The sequence below is a fragment of the Rhodoferax saidenbachensis genome, assembly GCF_001955715.1.
In the GTDB taxonomy this organism is placed as follows: domain Bacteria; phylum Pseudomonadota; class Gammaproteobacteria; order Burkholderiales; family Burkholderiaceae_C; genus Allorhodoferax; species Allorhodoferax saidenbachensis.
In genome coordinates, this window is sequence record NZ_CP019239.1 from 3,117,373 (window position 1) to 3,132,355 (window position 14,983).

Here is a 14,983-nt window from a genome sequence, read left to right on the forward strand (position 1 = left end):
CACCCAGCAATGAATCTCCTCTTCATCTGCAGCAAAAACCAATGGCGCAGCCCCACCGCCGAACAGGTCTGGCGCAAACATCCGGGCGTCTATGCGCGCTCCGCAGGCACCAGTCCTAAAGCCAGGCACCCGGTGTCTGAAGCGGACCTGGCCTGGGCCGATGTGGTTTTTGCGATGGAAGAAAAACACAAATCCCGCCTGCTGGCCGAGCACCGCGCGGTGATTGGCAGCAAACCCATCCATGTGCTCGACATACCCGACGAGTACAAGTACATGGACCCCGAGCTGGTGGAGCAGTTGCGCACCTCGGTGGGTGGCATTCTTGGCGTGGTTTAGCGATTTAGCCCGCGCAGTCGCGCTCAGTGGTAATCGTCTTCCAGTTGGTGCCGCACTGCGGCAACCACCACATTCTCGCTATCTACGATTTCAAACAATGCAACGTAGCCGGTTCGTCCGAAGGAGATAACCAGCTCGCGCAAAAACGGGCTTTGGCCCGACTTGCGGCAGGTGAAGGGCGACGTGCGCAGCGTGACCATGCCCTGCTGGATGGCTTGCAAGGCTTTGTCGGCCAGGTCCAGATCACCTGTACTGCGCTGAAGTTCGCGCTCCAGCACAAAGTCAAACAGGCGCTCCAAATCCTCAGCGGCTTCCCGCGTCAGCCGTACGCGGTAGCTCACCGTTTGCCTGCTGCGCGTTTCAGCTTGGCGACATTGAGCTTGCGGACCAGCGTGTCGAGCACGGCATCGGCTTCCACATAGCTGTCCGTGCGTTTGGCACTCTCCAGCGATGCGATGCCGCGCGCGGCAAATTCCAGTTGGTTGCGGCGGCGTTGCACGTTCTCACGCACAGCGGTTTCAACAAACTCGGAGAGGGTTTCATGCTCACCGAGCAGCGCTTGCACTTCTTCACGAAGCGCAGGCTGGACGCGGACGGAAGGTAAGGTTGCAGTTTTCATGCGCAAAGTGTATTGCATTTGCAATGCATCGACAAATCGACCATCACGGCACCCGCCATGGATTCAGTAGCATTGCGCCATGACCCGCAACATCCGCCTGACCCGATCCCTTGCCATCGTCCGCATCAAGCGGGAGCTGGAGCGCGATTCGTTTCCGCGTCTGCAGATGGGACTGATCGTGGCACTCACCGGTGCTGCGGGGTGGCTCTGTTCCTTCTTGTTGTTGCACGCGGGTTTTGGCAGCATGGTGGTGCGTTACCCACTGGCGCTGTGTGGGGCCTACGTCTTCTTTCTGTTCCTGCTGTGGCTGTGGTTGCGCACACGGGCAGAGGACTATGTGGATTTGCCCGATCCTGTGCAAGGCGTGGACCTCTTCTCGGGCAGCCCCGGCGCCCCGGCGCCGTCCATCAGCAGCGGTGGCGGCGGCGACTTTGCGGGTGGAGGTGCCAGTGGTTCATTCGATGATGTAGGCGTGGGCCCAATCTCGGAGCCCGGTGTGCTCTCGTCGATTGGCGACGCGGCGGGTTCCGGCCTGGACGCCGACGAACTGGCCATTCCCATCATTGCCGTGGTGCTGGCCATCGGGCTCGCGCTGGCGTCGCTGTATGTGGTGTACCTGGCACCCGCGCTGTTTGCCGAACTGTTGTTCGACGGTGTGCTGTCGTACACGCTGTACCGGCGCCTGCGCCATGCGGATAGCGACCACTGGCTGGGCACGGCGTTTCGCCGCACGGTGGTGCCGTTTGCACTGACCGCCGTGTTCCTGATGGCGGTGGGTGCGGCCATGTCCGTCTATGCGCCAGGTGCCCACTCCATGGGTGAGGCACTGCACCAGAACAGCGCTGCCCGGTAAGGGCGAACTGGCTCTATCCTCACACCACACCACCGACTTCAAACAACCATGCGCACCATCACTTCACTCGCCATCACCCTCTGCCTGGCCGCGACCCTGCTGGCCGGTTGCTCCACCCAAGCCTGGTACGAAGGCATGCGGCGCGGGGCAGAGAACGAATGTAACCGGCAGGCGCCTGGCGCCGCAGAGCAATGCCGGGATCGCATCAACAAGGAAAAGTACGACGCGTACGAGAAAGAACGCGCCGCCGCGCAAAAGCCTTAGCCCGGTGCAGTGGCGTGGTCAGGCGGCGCCCGGCATCCGGGGAAGTGCGTGGCCGGTTTCCAGCAGCGTTTTGAGGTTGGACAGAATCGCTGGCCAACCGCCCGAGATGCCTTCGAGCATTTTGGGATCGCGCTCCAGGTCGCAGTGGCTCACGGTCAGGCGGACCAGCCCGTCGATGCGTTGCTCGATATCGATCTCCACGCGGGAGTGTTTGGATGTGTCGGCGGCCTCACTGGGCCGCGCCCAGCTCATGACCAGACGCTTGGGCGGATCACACTCCACAACCTTGCCGCAGATGTCGACGGTGCGCGCGCCGTCCAGGCGCTGGTGCTCCCAGGTGGAGCCGACCTTCCAGTCCGACACGTTGACACGCACGCAATCGGATGTGGGGCCAAACCAGTATTGCGCCATGACGTCGGTGTCCACAAAGGCCTGCCATACCTTCTCGGGCGTGGTCTGGATGTAGGTCACGTACACAAAGCTGGGTTTTGTGGGGCTTGTCGTTGTGGTCATTTTTCTTTACCTTCCAGTTTCTGCTTCAGGTTGTGCAATGCGTCGAGACGGTTGTGCTCGAACTTGGCGATCCACCGCGCGTGAATCTCGTGCAGCGGCACGGGGTTGATGTAGTGGAGCTTTTCGCGCCCCTGCCAGACCACGGCAACCAGGTTGGCGTCTTCCAACTGCTGCAAATGCTGTGTCACGGCCTGGCGCGTCATGTCCATGTGGGTGCACAGGGCCGACAGGGTCTGGCCGTTCTCGCTGTGGAGCTGGTCGAGCAGACGCCTGCGGGTCGGGTCGGCCAGGGCCTTGAAAACTTTGTCGATATCCAAAATTCGCTCTCATAGATGGCGCCTTCAGTCTGCGCCGTCGCCGCTGACGTGGGGGTCGTTCGGGTTGGGCGTGCCCATGCCGGTTTCGACCAGCGACTTTAAGCTCATCAGATAGACCGCCCACTTGGTGCTGCAATGGTGCATGAATTCCATCGGCTCTTTCCAGCCCAGGTGCTTGAACATCACGATGGCATGTTCGCCGGACTGCTTCAGGTCAAAACTGATCTGGGTGCCCACCCACTCCTCAGGCCCACCGCTCACCTGCCAGAGCACGCGCCGCGCAGGCTCCAACTCCAGCACCTGCATGTCAAAACCACCAATCTCCGCACCGTTGGCGCTGAAGGTGAAAGTGAGCAAGCCACCTGTTTTACTCTCCCCGCGCGTGTTGCCAGTCCACCAGGCTGCCAGGCCTTCTCGCGTGGCAAGTGCCTGGTAAACCTGGTCTACCGACGCCTTGATTCCGACTCTGTGCAGGATATCCACCATGACTTTTCTCCTTGGGGGTTGATGCGCACGATTGCGCTTGATCTGCGTTGGAGGAATTATATGCAAGTAAATACTTGCATGTCAAATGCCTGGGTTTTGCCGGGTGGTATGGTCAGCGCATGAAAACCCAAATCGATCATCTGGTTGTCGTTGCCAACACGCTGGAGCAAGGCGTGCAATGGTGCGAAGCCACGCTGGGCATCACGCCCGGTCCCGGCGGCGAACATGCGCAGTACGGCACGCACAACCGCCTGTTCAAAATCGCCACGCCGGCCCACCCGCTGGCCTACTTTGAAATCATCGCCATCGACCCTGGCCGCATACGGCCCGCTGCGGCAGAGAGCAAACGCTGGTTTGACATGGACGACGCCGCGCTGCAAGCGGCTGTGGCCACCGAGCCGCGCCTGGTGCACTTTGTGGCAAACACCGACGACATCCAGGCCGCACGCAACGCGCTCAAAGCACAGGGCGTGGACCGTGGCCCCGCAGTGCAAGCCAGCCGGCACTCACGCCGCGGTCTGCTGCAGTGGCAAATCACCGTGCGCGAAGACGGCCAGCGCCTGTTCAACGGCGCGCTGCCCAGCCTGATCCAGTGGGGCAAGGCCAACGATGCAGAGCCCCTGCGCCTGCACCCCCGCAACAGCCTGCCGCGCTCGGGCGTGACGTTGCAGAGCATTGCCATCAGCTACCCCACCGGCGAAAAACTACAGGCGGCGCTGGACGCCATCCAGCTCGGTGGCATCACCGTGGCCACCGGCCCGGCCAATCTCACCGCCACACTGCAAACGCCCAAGGGCCTGGTCACACTGCAAAGCCAGGGCATTTAGCAAGCCGCGCACACCCTGGCTCAATCTGCCTCGGTGGTAGTCCAGCCCAGTCCGGGGGTGGCCACCGCACTGCCCGCCATCTGCAGGATGGAAGGCAGCAGTGCACCCGCAGCCTTGGCGTCGGTGGTGAACTCGGACAGTGTGCGTACCTTCGCGGCGGGAACGCCTGCCGCGTGCAACAACTCCTCCCATTCGCTGGCGTGTCGCGTTTTGAGCGTGCCTGCCAGTTTGTCGCGAAAGGCCGCCGGGTCGCGCGCCCGTGCAAAACCCGGGCCTTGCTCCAGCTCCGTGCGGGCCTGTTCAGGCGCCCAGCCCAGCACGCCATAGAGCTTGCCGATTTGCGCCACCGTATTCGCACCGATGGCGATGAAGCTCCCGGCAGCCGCCTCAAAATATTCGGCGGCAGGACTGCCCGAATACCCCTTGTTGCCCACTCTGGGGGGAGATTCACCACTGGCCAAAGCATCCACGGTGAAGGGGTACATCAATTGCAAGGCAGCGCCCCACATCGATACATCAATATGGCGGCCATTGCCCGTGCGCTGCCGCTCCTGCACAGCAGCCGTGATGGCAAAGGCAGCCAGCACACCGGTCATCACGTCCACGACGGGGAAACCTGTCTTGACCGGTGGCCCCCCGGGGTCACCTGCCAACATCGCCATACCCGTAGCGGCCTGGATCACATGGTCGTAGGCCCCGCGTGTTTTCCAGGGCGCATGCAAAGTGCCGTAACCAGATACAGAGCAATAAATGATGCGTGGATTGATGGCCCGCACTGCGGCGTAGCCCAGGCCATGGCGCTCCAGCACACCCGGGCGAAAGTTGTCGAGCAACACGTCGCTCGTGCGGGCCAGCTCCAGTGCACTGGCGCGGCCCGCTTCGCTGCCCAGGTCTATCTCCATGCACCGCTTGCCGGCATTGAAGGCTGCGAACTGTGCGGCGCCACGCGCCGCGCCGCGCATCACATCGCCACCACCTGGCTTTTCTATTTTGGTGACTTCAGCGCCGAGTTGCGCCAGATAAAAGGTGGCAAACGGCCCCGCAATGACATGGCTGAAATCGAGAACCTTGAGATCAACAAGAGGCGTCATCTCAATTGCCGTTCAGGCCTATGGCCTTGACGATGCGTTCGTACTTGGTGGTTTCGGCTTCCAGGAATCTGCCAAATTCTGCGGGCGACGTGTTCAGGCTCACCGGCGCGCCAGCCGCCTCGTGGTCAGCGCGGATGGATGGATCGCTGTAGAGCTTGGTGAAGGCCTTGAACAGCACATCCAGCACGGCCGCAGGCGTGCCTGCAGGTGCCCAGAAGCAGCCCCAGGACTCCAGCACCAGTTCGTCCTTGCCAAACACTTCTTTCAAGGTCGGCACATGGGGTAATTGCGGCATGCGTACAGCGCCCGTGGTGGCCAGTGCGCGCACCTGCCCCTGAAGAACCGGGCCCACGGCGGTGGAGGCGATAGGGCAGCCAAACTGCGTAGAGCCAGACAACAGGCTCGGAATGATTTCAACCGACCCCCTGTAGGGCACGTGCACGGCATTGGCATCCGTGGCCAACAACAGCGCCGCACTGGACAGGTGCGCCGCACTGCCAATGCCACCCGAGGCGTAGTTGAGCTTGCCGGGTTCTTTTTTGACGGCCGCAATCAACTCCTGCACGGTCTTCCATGGCGCATTGGCTGCCACCACCAACAAGGCCGGGCTGACGGTGCTGCGGGTGATAGGGGCGAAATCCTTGATCGGGTCAAACTTGACGGACGGCTGCATCGCCTTCTGGACGACATGGGTGGACGCACCGGCCAATACCGTATAACCATCCGGCGCAGCGCGCGCCACCGACTGCGCAGCCAGAATCCCACCCGCGCCCACGATGTTTTCCACCACGATGGGCTGGCCCAGGATCTCACCCAGTTTGGGAGCGACCTTGCGCGTCAACACATCAGGCCCACCACCGGCTGCATAGGGCACGATGATGCGCACCGGCTTGTTCGGAAACCCCGTCTGGGCCCACAGCGACGTCACGCCCAGTGGGCCGGCAAGGCCGCAGGTGGCTGCAGTGATGAATGCGCGGCGTTGAAGCCGACCTTGTTGAGGCCGTTGTTGCATGGTGTGTCTCCTTCGTTTTTATGGATGCGCCCCATGGGAAATTTATTCCACCATTCGCTGCACCATCAAGCGGGTGGCACAGCAGGGCCCCACCAGTCTAGGAGGGCACCTCAATAAGACAAAATCATTTCTTCTTTAAAAGCAATAATAAAAACCATGAAATCTCAAACTGCACGCATTGAACAGTTGCGCTTGCGTGATCTGCTGCTGCTCGACCACCTGGACCAGACCGGCTCGTTGCGCGTGACGGCAGAGCGCCTCAATGTGACGCAGCCCGCCGTGACCCAGGCCTTGCAAGTTCTGGAGAATGCCTTTGGCGTAACCCTGGTCCAGCGCGGGCGGCGTGGGCAACGCGGCGTGAGTCTGACGCCCGCGGGGCAAGCCGCGCTGGTGCGCCTGCGTATTGCACGTCAGGAACTGATGGCCGCACACGCAGCGGCGCTGACACCTCACATCACAACCCTGCGTGTGGGGGCGTTGCCTCTGGCCATGTTTCATGTGTTGCCACAGGCGCTGGCGCGCTTGCGCGTGGCGATGCCGAACATCCATATTGAACTGAACGAGTCCACCGTATCGGGCTTATGGCGCGCATTGGCCGATGGTCAGGTGGACGCCATCGTGTGCCGGCTTCCATCACCCAATGAGCAGTTGCCACTTTCGGCCGGCATTGTGTATCACACGGTGTCCGCAGGAACGGAGCGACTGGTGCTGGTAGCGGGGCGTGCGCATCCGCTGGCAAGCAAACGCAATCCGTCACTGGAGTCTATGACACGGCAGGCTTGGGTGCTCCCTCCCACAGGGGCCTTTACCCGGATGGTTTTTGACCAGGTTTTTATACGTGCAGGCTTGAAGCCCCCTGTGGCCTCCATCACTTCACTTTCGTTTCACAGCAATTTGCAGTTGGCCGCCGCCAGTGACTTGATGACCGTGGCGCCCGAGTCTGCCGTGCGTACCTATGAGCGCGCCTTGAAACTCAAGATCATTCCCGCCGAGTGGGGAGAGCAGAGCAGTGGCGTGGTTCTGGCGTTTCGCGAATCAAGCTTGAACAACCCGGCAGTTGTGGCTTTGCAAGACTGCTTTCAATACCTCTGAAAAGACCTCCCCGTTTGAACCGATGTCCGATGCTTGGCGTCACCACGCCGCGCAGCAAGGCATCGAATGGCCCCAGGCTTCAGGGTGGCATTGCACAGGGTGGTTTGGCCCTCACTTTGGCAAGCTCTTGTGCGCGGCAGTTCTGCGCGTATCAGGTCGAAATCCTAGAATTTTTTGATTTGACACACAGGAGCCCCGAATGAAATGCCCCACTTGTCCCGACGCGACTTTGGTCATGACAGATCGCCAAGGCATAGAGATTGACTACTGCCCGCAGTGCCGCGGTGTGTGGCTGGACCGGGGCGAGCTGGACAAGCTGATAGAGCGCAGCGCAAGTACTGCACAGAGCACGCGCCCCGTGCAGCCCGCACCGCAATATGCGCAGCCAGTGCGTCGGCCCGACTTTGAAGACTCCGACTACAAGCGCCATGGCTACCGCAAACAAAAATCCTGGCTCAGCGAGATTTTTGACTAACGAACCCGCACGATCTTCGGCGGGCAAGTTTCATGGCAGTAGCGGCTGCACAAACGCAAACCAACCGCCTACCAGCAGCAGCAGCACGCTGAGTCCGTAGAGGCGCAAGGACGTCTTGCGGGTGCGCAGGCAGGCGTCACGCAGGGCGGGGTCGGTGGGGCATGGCGCAGTGCGGTTGCGCCACTGCAGGGCGCCGCTGATGAGCATCATGGCGCTGGCCAGCACAAACAGCACCTCCTTGTTTTCACTGAGCCACACGATCTGCGGGAACACCGACACCAGCGACGACAGCGCCGCCCCGGCGCCCAGCGTGACCAGCAGCGCCGGAATGGCGCAACACACCAGCGTGCTAGAGCTGGCAAACAGGCTGGCCATGGAGGCCCAGAAGCCGCTACGTGCTTCGGTCACACCATCGGTGCTCATTTGCGCGCCTTCAGTTCGGCCTTGATTTCTTCCACCGATTTTTGCACCTGCTCCAGCTTCACCACGTCGTAGCCCGCGTCGGTGATCTCGGCGGCAATGGCTTTTTCATCCAGCGTCTTGCCCTCTTTGGCTTCCACAGCCACCGTCTTTTTCTTGAGGTCCACAAAGACGGCTTTGGTGGCGTCCATTTTGGAAATGCGCTTCTCGATGCCCTGCGCGCAAAAGGCGCAGACCATGCCGTTGACCGTGGCCTTGACGCTGGTGGCGGCGAAGGAAGGAAGTGCTGCAACAGCGAATGCCAGCATGGTGATGGTTTTCTTGATCATGGTGTGGTCCGTTCAAAAGATGTACATAAAGTTGGCACGCGCTTGCTGCGCGTTGTTAACGCCTAGCTCCACGAAGTAGCGGTTGTGGATGAGGCGCAGCATGGGCGTGACCTCGGTCTTGTCAGACAGGCCCTTCATGCGCCGCACCTCCACAATGAACCAGGGCTGCGTCTCGTCGTAGTCCACCTCGTAGAAGGAGAAGCCCAGCCGCGCGGCGGCAAAGTCGTGGTTCAGGCCCTCGGCCCGGTACAAGCGCCCATACAGCGAGGCGTAGACGCGGGTAGTCTCGTAGTCCACCTGGATGCCCGGTGCGGCCAGTGTCTTGGCACCCGCAAAGTCATTACCCGTGACGCTGCCCACACCGCCTATGAACCAGATGTTGGCCTGGGCCTCGGGCAGGTTCCAGCGCTTCACCAGGTGGGTGTAGGTGACTTCTGCCACATCGCGGGTCAGGGTCTCGTCGTCTGAGCGCATCTTCAGCGCCGATGCACCAATAGCATCGCGCGGCGTCAGCGCGTAGTTGACCAGCACCTCCTGCCAGTTGGGGCTGAGGTCGCCCATGGTCATCCAGCTGTCCTTGAAACCCATGGGCGCGGCCTGCGCCGTGCCGGCCAAGCCCGCCAGCAGCAGCGCCAGCCCAACCGCCAGAGCGGTGCGCTTCATTGCACAGGCTCCAGCGCATCAACCATCAGGTGGTCGTCCTGCATGGCCACGGTAAAGCGCACCTTTTGGCCCACTTTCAGCCCCTGCAGGCGCTCGGGCTGTATGACCTTGAAGGGCATGGTCATGGCTTCCATGCGGATGCTTTTGATGCGTGCATGCTGCAGCGTGATGCGCGCTTTGTCAGGTTCCACTTTGACGACGCGGCCACGCACCCATTCGACATCGGCCCAGGCCGTACCGGCGCAGACCAGCGCCGTTGCAAATATCCAGTGTTTCACTGTTCTCTCCATCTTCGTGCCGCAAGGGCACTGATACACAGCGCCTGCTAATGGCAGACGCACTGAGGCTGTGTCAGATGAAGAATTGGGGAGGTTTGGTGTCGCGCGGCAGATCAGCGCTGGCCAAGGGCTGGACGCGGTAGACCGGCGGGGCCATTGGCGTAGCTACCGGGGGGATGGGCACAGGCACCGCGTGTGCGGTCAACCCCATGCAGAGCTGGCAGGATTTGCAGACCTTGGTGTTTTGCGCCGGGTCTTGCCCAGTGCTGGCCTTGCCCTGCGCGAGCATGGGGCAGTCGGCAGGCATGGCCGCCATGCCATCACCGGCCACCGCCTGCGACACGTTCCCGGCACCCATGGCCGAAGACATCTGCTCCACCGCCCAGCCACGGGCGGGCAGGATCAGGATGATGAGGATCAGAAGAAGGCGTTTCACGGCAGGAATGGTAACGGTGCGGCGCATAACTTGCCGGATAGAGGCCATTCCCGGCCCATTGGTTCCCCATTTTTCTGAAAAATGGCATTATGGGAAGTCAGCCATGCCCACACTCGCCTACGCCCTCTTCCCCACGCCGCTTGGCTACTGCGGCATTGCCTGGGGTGCGCAGGGGCTGACCGGCGTGCAACTGCCGGAAGCCAACGAAGCCGCGACCCGCGCACGCATGGCCAAACGTTTCCCGCAATGCGGTGAGGGCGAACCACCGCCCGATGTACGTGTGGCAATCACCGCCATCACCGCGCTGCTGGACGGCAAACCCACCGAACCGACCGACCTCAGTGACCTGGTGCTGGACATGGACGGCGTGCCGCCCTTTCACCAGCGCGTGTACACATTGGCGCGTGGCATACCACCGGGCGAGACGTTGACCTATGGCGAAATGGCGCGCCTGCTGGGCGAACCTGGTGCGGCGCGCGCCGTGGGCCAGGCGCTGGGTGCCAACCCGTTTGCGCCCGTGGTGCCCTGCCACCGCATACTGGCCGCGAATGGCCGCTCGGGCGGTTTCTCGGCACCCGGCGGTGTGGACACCAAACTGCGCATGCTACTGACCGAGCGTGCGCGCTTCAACGGGCCGGGTTTGTTCGACTAACGCTTGATCGACTCAATCCGTTCGCGTTGAGCTTGGCCTGTCTGAGCTTGACGAAGGGCGAAACGCTGCCCTGAAAAATCAAGGACTTGCTGAAGGCTTCGACAGGCTCAGCCCGAACGGGGTTACTTATTCAGCGTGCTCTAAGGGGATGGAGTTTTGGGCGCGGTCTGCAGCACCAGATCTATCCGGCGCTGCAAACGTGCAGCACCTTCTTTATCACCCGCCGTCTGCGCCGCCTGCAGTTGTACACCCAGCCAGGCCAGCAAGGGGCGGCGCCAGCCCTGGTTGGATGCTGTGTCTGTTGCCACCACCACATCCTGCGGCGCCAGGCGCCGGGCCTGCAGCAGCGCACCGGCAGCCACCAGACGCGACAACGGGTCTTCGATGGCGGACAACACGCTGGTAGCGCCCTGCCCTGTGGTTTGCACCACGGCACGGTGTTGTGGGGGCAGCAGTGCGGCGTCGATACCCGTCCAGCGGCCATTCAGGAAAGTGGCGTAGGCCTTTTCACTGGCCGCTGCATCCTGTGCCAGCGGCTGGTAGCCCGCGCAGTTGTCAAACTCCAGGCTCGCCACGCGGGTGGCGCAGCGTGTGAGTTCAGCCCGTGCGGCCAGGTCGGTGCGGCCGGTACTGGCGATCTCGGCTTTGGCGCGGTTGAATTCAAAATCTGCCAGGCGCGTATTGCCGCTCAGATAGGCAGCTGTGTAACCCTTGAGCGCGGCAAAGGCATTGGCCTGCCAGTCGGGTGCGGGGGGTGGGCCACCGGCGCAGGCGGTCAACAAAGCCACACTGGCGCAAAGCGAAACAAGTGGCAGGTTTCTCATGGCAGCTTGATCTCGGTGTCGCGGGCAAACGGCCATTTGCGGTTGACCTCGTCCACCAACTGGTTGACCTTGCGCAGGCTCACTTCCACCTCGGCACGCAAGGCGCCCAGGTCGGCGCTGGCCATACGGGCATTGGCGCCCACGGCCTGGGCCTCCACCAGCACGGCGTCCACCTTTTGCAGACTGGCACGCGCATCGGTCAGCACCAGCGTGAGCTGGTTGACGGCGGCCTGGGTGCCGTCGAACACACCGCCCTGGCCATTGAGGCGTTGGTCCGTGCGGGCCAAGAGCGCGTTCGTGCGGTCCAGCGTGGCGATGATCTTTTTGGCGTTGTCTTCACTGCCCAGCAGACCGGTGAGCATGCCGTAACGGCCACTTAGGCGTTCGGTCACGGTACTCAGGTGGGCCAGTGTGGTGTTGATGCTGGATTCGGCGCCAGTCATGGCCTCCAGGTTTTCCAGCACGGCACGGGTGGATGCCACCAGACGCGGGATTTCGGCGCTGGTATCACCCTCCAGCACCACGCGTTCAGAGTCGGGTGGCAGCGGCGGGTCGGTCAGAATGCCGGAGAAGGCGCGGATGCGCGTGTCACCCACCACGCCGCGCTCCATGGTGAAGATGCTGGAGGTGCGCAGCCAGCGCGCGTCTTTGCGCGGCACATCAATCACGATGCGGACCTTGCCGTCTTCCGCCAGCTCGATACGCTGCACACGGCCAATCGGGAAGCCCGAGAAGGTGAGGTCCATGCCGACGATCACGCCTTCGGAATCATTGGCCACCAGCACCAGACGCTGCGTGCTCTCAAACACACCGCGCGCATACATCACATAGGCCAGAAAGCCGCACACCAGCAGACCGATGAGCACCAGCAGCAGCAAGGCGCGGCGCTCCACCCGGGCGATGGGCTCGGGAGTGGGTGGTGGTGTTTGGGGTGTAGCTTGCATGCGGTTCTAAATGTATCGGACGGTCAGGAAAGCGGCTTCGATCAGCAACAGTACCAAAAACAGGCGCACTGCGCCGGGTTGCACCGTGCTGTCCCGCACGGGCACACGACGGGCCTCCACACTGGCTGCCAAGGGCACCAGGGCCACGGCCAGGCTGAAACCCACGGCCTTGAGCACAAACGTCAACGTGGTGAACAGGTCAAACACTTGCCCCACAGTGCGGGTATAGCCCTGCAGTCCCCACAGCGTGAAACCATGCACACTCAAATACGCCAGCACCAGCGCAATCGCACTGCTGACCATGGCCAGCGCCAGCACCGAAAACGCGTCGGCCAGCGCACGTGGCATCAGCGCGGTGCGCAGCTCGTGCAGACCCAGCCGCTCTGCGTTACCCACCTGGGGTGCCGCACCGGCGTTGAAGGCCAGCCCCGCGCGCAGCGCGACATACAGGGCAGCGGCGAGCGGAATCAGCTCCAGCACCAGCACACGCACCACCATCTGCAGCGCGTAGTGCGAGAGCCCGTAGCTCAGCGCCGTGACCAACACGATGCGAATCAGCACCAGGCTCAACAGGGCCGACAGCACGGTGAACCAAGGCAGCACCTGCCAGGTGCTGGTGTACATATGCCGCGACAGCGTGACGCGGCTGGTGCGGTCGTAGCTGGAAGGTGACAGAGCCAGCACCATCACCATGGCCGAAAAATGCAACAGGTGCCACCAGCTCAGCGCGCCCCGCAGCACGGCCCGGCCCCAGGCGTGGGGCGCAAGGTGCAGCGGCGAGTTGGGCGTCATGGGCCCATGATAGTGCGCAATTTATTTCACACCGATTCAGGTAGATTTCACACACTAGGCCATGGACAACCCCTACCATGGCCCGCATTCTCTGGAGATTTGCATGCCCGTCATTACCAATATCGAAGACCTTCGCGTTCTGGCCAAAAAGCGGGTGCCCCGCATGTTCTACGACTACGCCGATTCCGGCTCGTGGACCGAGGGCACCTACCGCGCCAATTCCGAAGACTTCCAGAAGATCAAGCTGCGCCAGCGCGTGGCCGTGAACATGGAAAACCGCAGCACCGCCACCCAGATGGTGGGCGTGGACGCGAAGATGCCCGTGAGCATTGCCCCCGTGGGCCTGACCGGCATGCAGCATGCCGATGGCGAAATCCACGCGGCGCGTGCGGCGGAGAAGTTTGGCATTCCGTTCACGTTGTCCACCATGAGCATCTGCTCCATGGAAGACGTGGCGCGCAATACCCAGGCGCCGTTCTGGTTTCAGTTGTACATGATGCGCGACCGTGCCGCCATGGTGAAGATGATGGAGCGCGCCCGCGCCGTGCGCTGCAGTGCGCTGGTGCTCACGCTGGACTTGCAGGTGATTGGCCAGCGCCACAAGGACCTGAAAAACGGCCTGACCGCCCCGCCCCGCCCGACGATTGCCAACATCATCAATCTGGCCACCAAGCCACGCTGGTGCCTGGGGATGCTGGGCACGCGCCGGCATACGTTTGGCAATCTGGTCGGCCATGTGGAGGCGGTGAGCGACATGTCGTCATTGGCGGCGTGGACCAATGAACAGTTTGACCCGCGCCTGTCCTGGCCCGATGTGGAATGGGTCAAGCAGCAATGGGGCGGCAAGCTGATCCTCAAAGGCATTCAGGATGTGGAAGACGCCATCCTGGCCGTGAAGAGCGGTGCCGATGCGATTGTGGTGAGCAACCACGGTGGGCGCCAACTCGATGGCGCACCCAGCAGTATCTCGGCCCTCCCCGCCATCGTCGCCGCAGTCGGTGACAAGGTGGAAGTGTGGATGGACGGTGGCATCCGCAGCGGGCAGGATGTGCTCAAGGCCTGGGCGCTGGGCGCACGCGGCACCATGATTGGCCGTGCCATGGTCTATGGCCTGGGTGCGATGGGCGAAGCGGGTGTGACCAAAGCGCTGCAGGTCATCCACAAGGAACTGGACGTGACCATGGCCTTTTGCGGCCACACCAATATTCAGAATGTGGATACGGGGATTTTGTTGGCTGGGACTTATTGAGTTTTTTTGGGTTTTCCCTGCGGGGCACCTCGCTTTCCCCCAGCCCCCTCGCCCCGCCGGGCGAGGGGGAGCTTTAACAGCCGATTTGTGGGTTTGTCGCCAGATGCGGAATTACGGGGATGGGTTGCCACCGCTACTTCTCTCCACGGCCAAAGCACGCGGTCGTAGTTGCATCCACCATGCAGACTCGGAACGGCTGGCGGCTGCGCCTGCCAGGATCGAGACATGGGCAAGGCTTCGACTGGCTCAGCCCGAACGGAATATGTAAGGTAGCCGGCCTCTGACTCGCCCCTGGCAGGCGCAGCCGCCAGCGGTGCCGCACAGATTTCTCAGAGGCCGCCCCAACAGCCTCCACTGGCCGTGGAGAGAAGTAGCGGTGGCAACCTATGCAGGTAGCCCCTGTCCGAAGCGCAGAAGCCAAATCGGCTGTTAAGGCGCCCTTTCACCCCGGCGGGGGTGAAAGGGCGGGGGGATAGGGGGGGGGAAGCGAGGTGCTCCGCAGAAAATAACA

23 protein-coding genes are annotated in these 14,983 nt (G+C 62.3%); 8 read left to right on the plus strand and 15 right to left on the minus strand.

Features of this window, described 5'->3' with window-relative positions; translation table 11 throughout:
- The first annotated feature begins 9 nt into the window (after positions 1 to 9).
- Entirely contained in the window at positions 10 to 336 is a 327-nt protein-coding gene (locus RS694_RS14825) for a low molecular weight protein tyrosine phosphatase family protein (RefSeq protein WP_029709236.1), read from the plus strand.
- Between the two features lie 23 nt (positions 337 to 359).
- Here RS694_RS14825 and RS694_RS14830 read toward each other — a convergent pair whose 3' ends face one another.
- Together RS694_RS14830 and RS694_RS14835 are read right to left on the minus strand one after the other, a co-directional pair.
- Positions 360 to 677, minus strand: coding sequence for a type II toxin-antitoxin system RelE/ParE family toxin (locus RS694_RS14830; RefSeq protein ID WP_029709235.1), 318 nt, complete (start codon positions 675 to 677; stop codon positions 360 to 362).
- On the minus strand, positions 674 to 955 hold the full coding sequence (locus RS694_RS14835; RefSeq protein ID WP_029709234.1) for a YlcI/YnfO family protein: 282 nt from the start codon (positions 953 to 955) through the stop codon (positions 674 to 676). The genes RS694_RS14830 and RS694_RS14835 overlap by 4 nt, the downstream gene beginning before the upstream one ends.
- Positions 956 to 1,034: 79 nt before the next feature.
- Here RS694_RS14835 and RS694_RS14840 point away from each other — a divergent pair, with 79 nt between their 5' ends.
- Positions 1,035 to 1,808 (plus strand): hypothetical protein, encoded by a 774-nt coding sequence (locus RS694_RS14840; protein ID WP_241464169.1) that lies wholly within the window; start codon positions 1,035 to 1,037, stop codon positions 1,806 to 1,808.
- A 48-nt stretch (positions 1,809 to 1,856) separates the two neighbouring features.
- Positions 1,857 to 2,072, plus strand: a complete 216-nt coding sequence (locus tag RS694_RS14845) for a hypothetical protein (protein WP_029709232.1) — start codon at positions 1,857 to 1,859, stop codon at positions 2,070 to 2,072.
- A gap of 18 nt (positions 2,073 to 2,090) precedes the next feature.
- Here the strand turns inward: RS694_RS14845 and RS694_RS14850 are convergent, their stop codons facing one another.
- The 3 genes from RS694_RS14850 to RS694_RS14860 are packed head-to-tail and all read right to left on the minus strand — an operon-like array spanning position 2,091 to position 3,388.
- Positions 2,091 to 2,585 (minus strand): SRPBCC family protein, encoded by a 495-nt coding sequence (locus RS694_RS14850; protein WP_029709231.1) that lies wholly within the window; start codon positions 2,583 to 2,585, stop codon positions 2,091 to 2,093.
- Complete coding sequence (locus tag RS694_RS14855; protein ID WP_476705465.1) at positions 2,582 to 2,896, minus strand: ArsR/SmtB family transcription factor; 315 nt, start codon at positions 2,894 to 2,896, stop codon at positions 2,582 to 2,584. The genes RS694_RS14850 and RS694_RS14855 overlap by 4 nt, the downstream gene beginning before the upstream one ends.
- Before the next feature lie 30 nt (positions 2,897 to 2,926).
- On the minus strand, positions 2,927 to 3,388 hold the full coding sequence (locus RS694_RS14860; protein ID WP_029709228.1) for an SRPBCC family protein: 462 nt from the start codon (positions 3,386 to 3,388) through the stop codon (positions 2,927 to 2,929).
- Positions 3,389 to 3,507: 119 nt separating this feature from the next.
- On the opposite strand from RS694_RS14860, the gene RS694_RS14865 reads away from it, so the two are divergent.
- Positions 3,508 to 4,215: a VOC family protein gene (locus tag RS694_RS14865; protein WP_076069769.1), complete on the plus strand. Its 708-nt coding sequence runs from the start codon at positions 3,508 to 3,510 to the stop codon at positions 4,213 to 4,215.
- 20 nt (positions 4,216 to 4,235) lie between these two features.
- Here the strand turns inward: RS694_RS14865 and RS694_RS14870 are convergent, their stop codons facing one another.
- Entirely contained in the window at positions 4,236 to 5,306 is a 1,071-nt protein-coding gene (locus tag RS694_RS14870) for a CaiB/BaiF CoA transferase family protein (protein WP_029709226.1), read from the minus strand.
- A 1-nt stretch (position 5,307) separates the two neighbouring features.
- Positions 5,308 to 6,318 (minus strand): Bug family tripartite tricarboxylate transporter substrate binding protein, encoded by a 1,011-nt coding sequence (locus tag RS694_RS14875; RefSeq protein WP_029709225.1) that lies wholly within the window; start codon positions 6,316 to 6,318, stop codon positions 5,308 to 5,310.
- 156 nt (positions 6,319 to 6,474) lie between these two features.
- Between RS694_RS14875 and RS694_RS14880 the strand changes: the two genes are divergently transcribed.
- A complete protein-coding gene (locus RS694_RS14880) occupies positions 6,475 to 7,410 on the plus strand; it encodes a LysR family transcriptional regulator (protein WP_051392074.1) in 936 nt (311 codons plus the stop codon).
- A gap of 199 nt (positions 7,411 to 7,609) precedes the next feature.
- On the plus strand, positions 7,610 to 7,885 hold the full coding sequence (locus tag RS694_RS14885) for a TFIIB-type zinc ribbon-containing protein (protein ID WP_029709222.1): 276 nt from the start codon (positions 7,610 to 7,612) through the stop codon (positions 7,883 to 7,885).
- Positions 7,886 to 7,915: 30 nt separating this feature from the next.
- Here RS694_RS14885 and RS694_RS14890 read toward each other — a convergent pair whose 3' ends face one another.
- The 5 genes from RS694_RS14890 to RS694_RS14910 form a co-directional block, all read right to left on the minus strand.
- The gene (locus tag RS694_RS14890; RefSeq protein ID WP_029709221.1) at positions 7,916 to 8,308 is read right to left on the minus strand and encodes a hypothetical protein; all 393 of its coding nucleotides are present in this window, start codon (positions 8,306 to 8,308) and stop codon (positions 7,916 to 7,918) included.
- On the minus strand, positions 8,305 to 8,634 hold the full coding sequence (locus tag RS694_RS14895; RefSeq protein WP_029709220.1) for a heavy-metal-associated domain-containing protein: 330 nt from the start codon (positions 8,632 to 8,634) through the stop codon (positions 8,305 to 8,307). Before RS694_RS14895 ends, RS694_RS14890 begins: the two co-directional genes overlap by 4 nt.
- A gap of 12 nt (positions 8,635 to 8,646) precedes the next feature.
- On the minus strand, positions 8,647 to 9,297 hold the full coding sequence (locus RS694_RS14900; protein WP_029709219.1) for a hypothetical protein: 651 nt from the start codon (positions 9,295 to 9,297) through the stop codon (positions 8,647 to 8,649).
- Complete coding sequence (locus RS694_RS14905) at positions 9,294 to 9,575, minus strand: copper-binding protein (RefSeq protein ID WP_051392073.1); 282 nt, start codon at positions 9,573 to 9,575, stop codon at positions 9,294 to 9,296. Before RS694_RS14905 ends, RS694_RS14900 begins: the two co-directional genes overlap by 4 nt.
- A gap of 73 nt (positions 9,576 to 9,648) precedes the next feature.
- A complete protein-coding gene (locus RS694_RS14910; RefSeq protein ID WP_156876176.1) occupies positions 9,649 to 10,011 on the minus strand; it encodes a hypothetical protein in 363 nt (120 codons plus the stop codon).
- 103 nt (positions 10,012 to 10,114) lie between these two features.
- Between RS694_RS14910 and RS694_RS14915 the strand changes: the two genes are divergently transcribed.
- Positions 10,115 to 10,663 (plus strand): methylated-DNA--[protein]-cysteine S-methyltransferase, encoded by a 549-nt coding sequence (locus RS694_RS14915; RefSeq protein WP_029709216.1) that lies wholly within the window; start codon positions 10,115 to 10,117, stop codon positions 10,661 to 10,663.
- A gap of 140 nt (positions 10,664 to 10,803) precedes the next feature.
- Here the strand turns inward: RS694_RS14915 and RS694_RS14920 are convergent, their stop codons facing one another.
- The 3 genes from RS694_RS14920 to RS694_RS14930 are packed head-to-tail and all read right to left on the minus strand — an operon-like array spanning position 10,804 to position 13,223.
- Positions 10,804 to 11,487, minus strand: coding sequence for a hypothetical protein (locus RS694_RS14920; RefSeq protein WP_037248178.1), 684 nt, complete (start codon positions 11,485 to 11,487; stop codon positions 10,804 to 10,806).
- A complete protein-coding gene (locus tag RS694_RS14925; RefSeq protein WP_029709213.1) occupies positions 11,484 to 12,431 on the minus strand; it encodes an MlaD family protein in 948 nt (315 codons plus the stop codon). The genes RS694_RS14920 and RS694_RS14925 overlap by 4 nt, the downstream gene beginning before the upstream one ends.
- Before the next feature lie 6 nt (positions 12,432 to 12,437).
- Positions 12,438 to 13,223: an MlaE family ABC transporter permease gene (locus RS694_RS14930; RefSeq protein WP_029709212.1), complete on the minus strand. Its 786-nt coding sequence runs from the start codon at positions 13,221 to 13,223 to the stop codon at positions 12,438 to 12,440.
- A gap of 103 nt (positions 13,224 to 13,326) precedes the next feature.
- Here RS694_RS14930 and RS694_RS14935 point away from each other — a divergent pair, with 103 nt between their 5' ends.
- Positions 13,327 to 14,472, plus strand: a complete 1,146-nt coding sequence (locus RS694_RS14935; RefSeq protein ID WP_029709211.1) for an alpha-hydroxy acid oxidase — start codon at positions 13,327 to 13,329, stop codon at positions 14,470 to 14,472.
- Positions 14,473 to 14,983 lie beyond the last annotated feature (511 nt).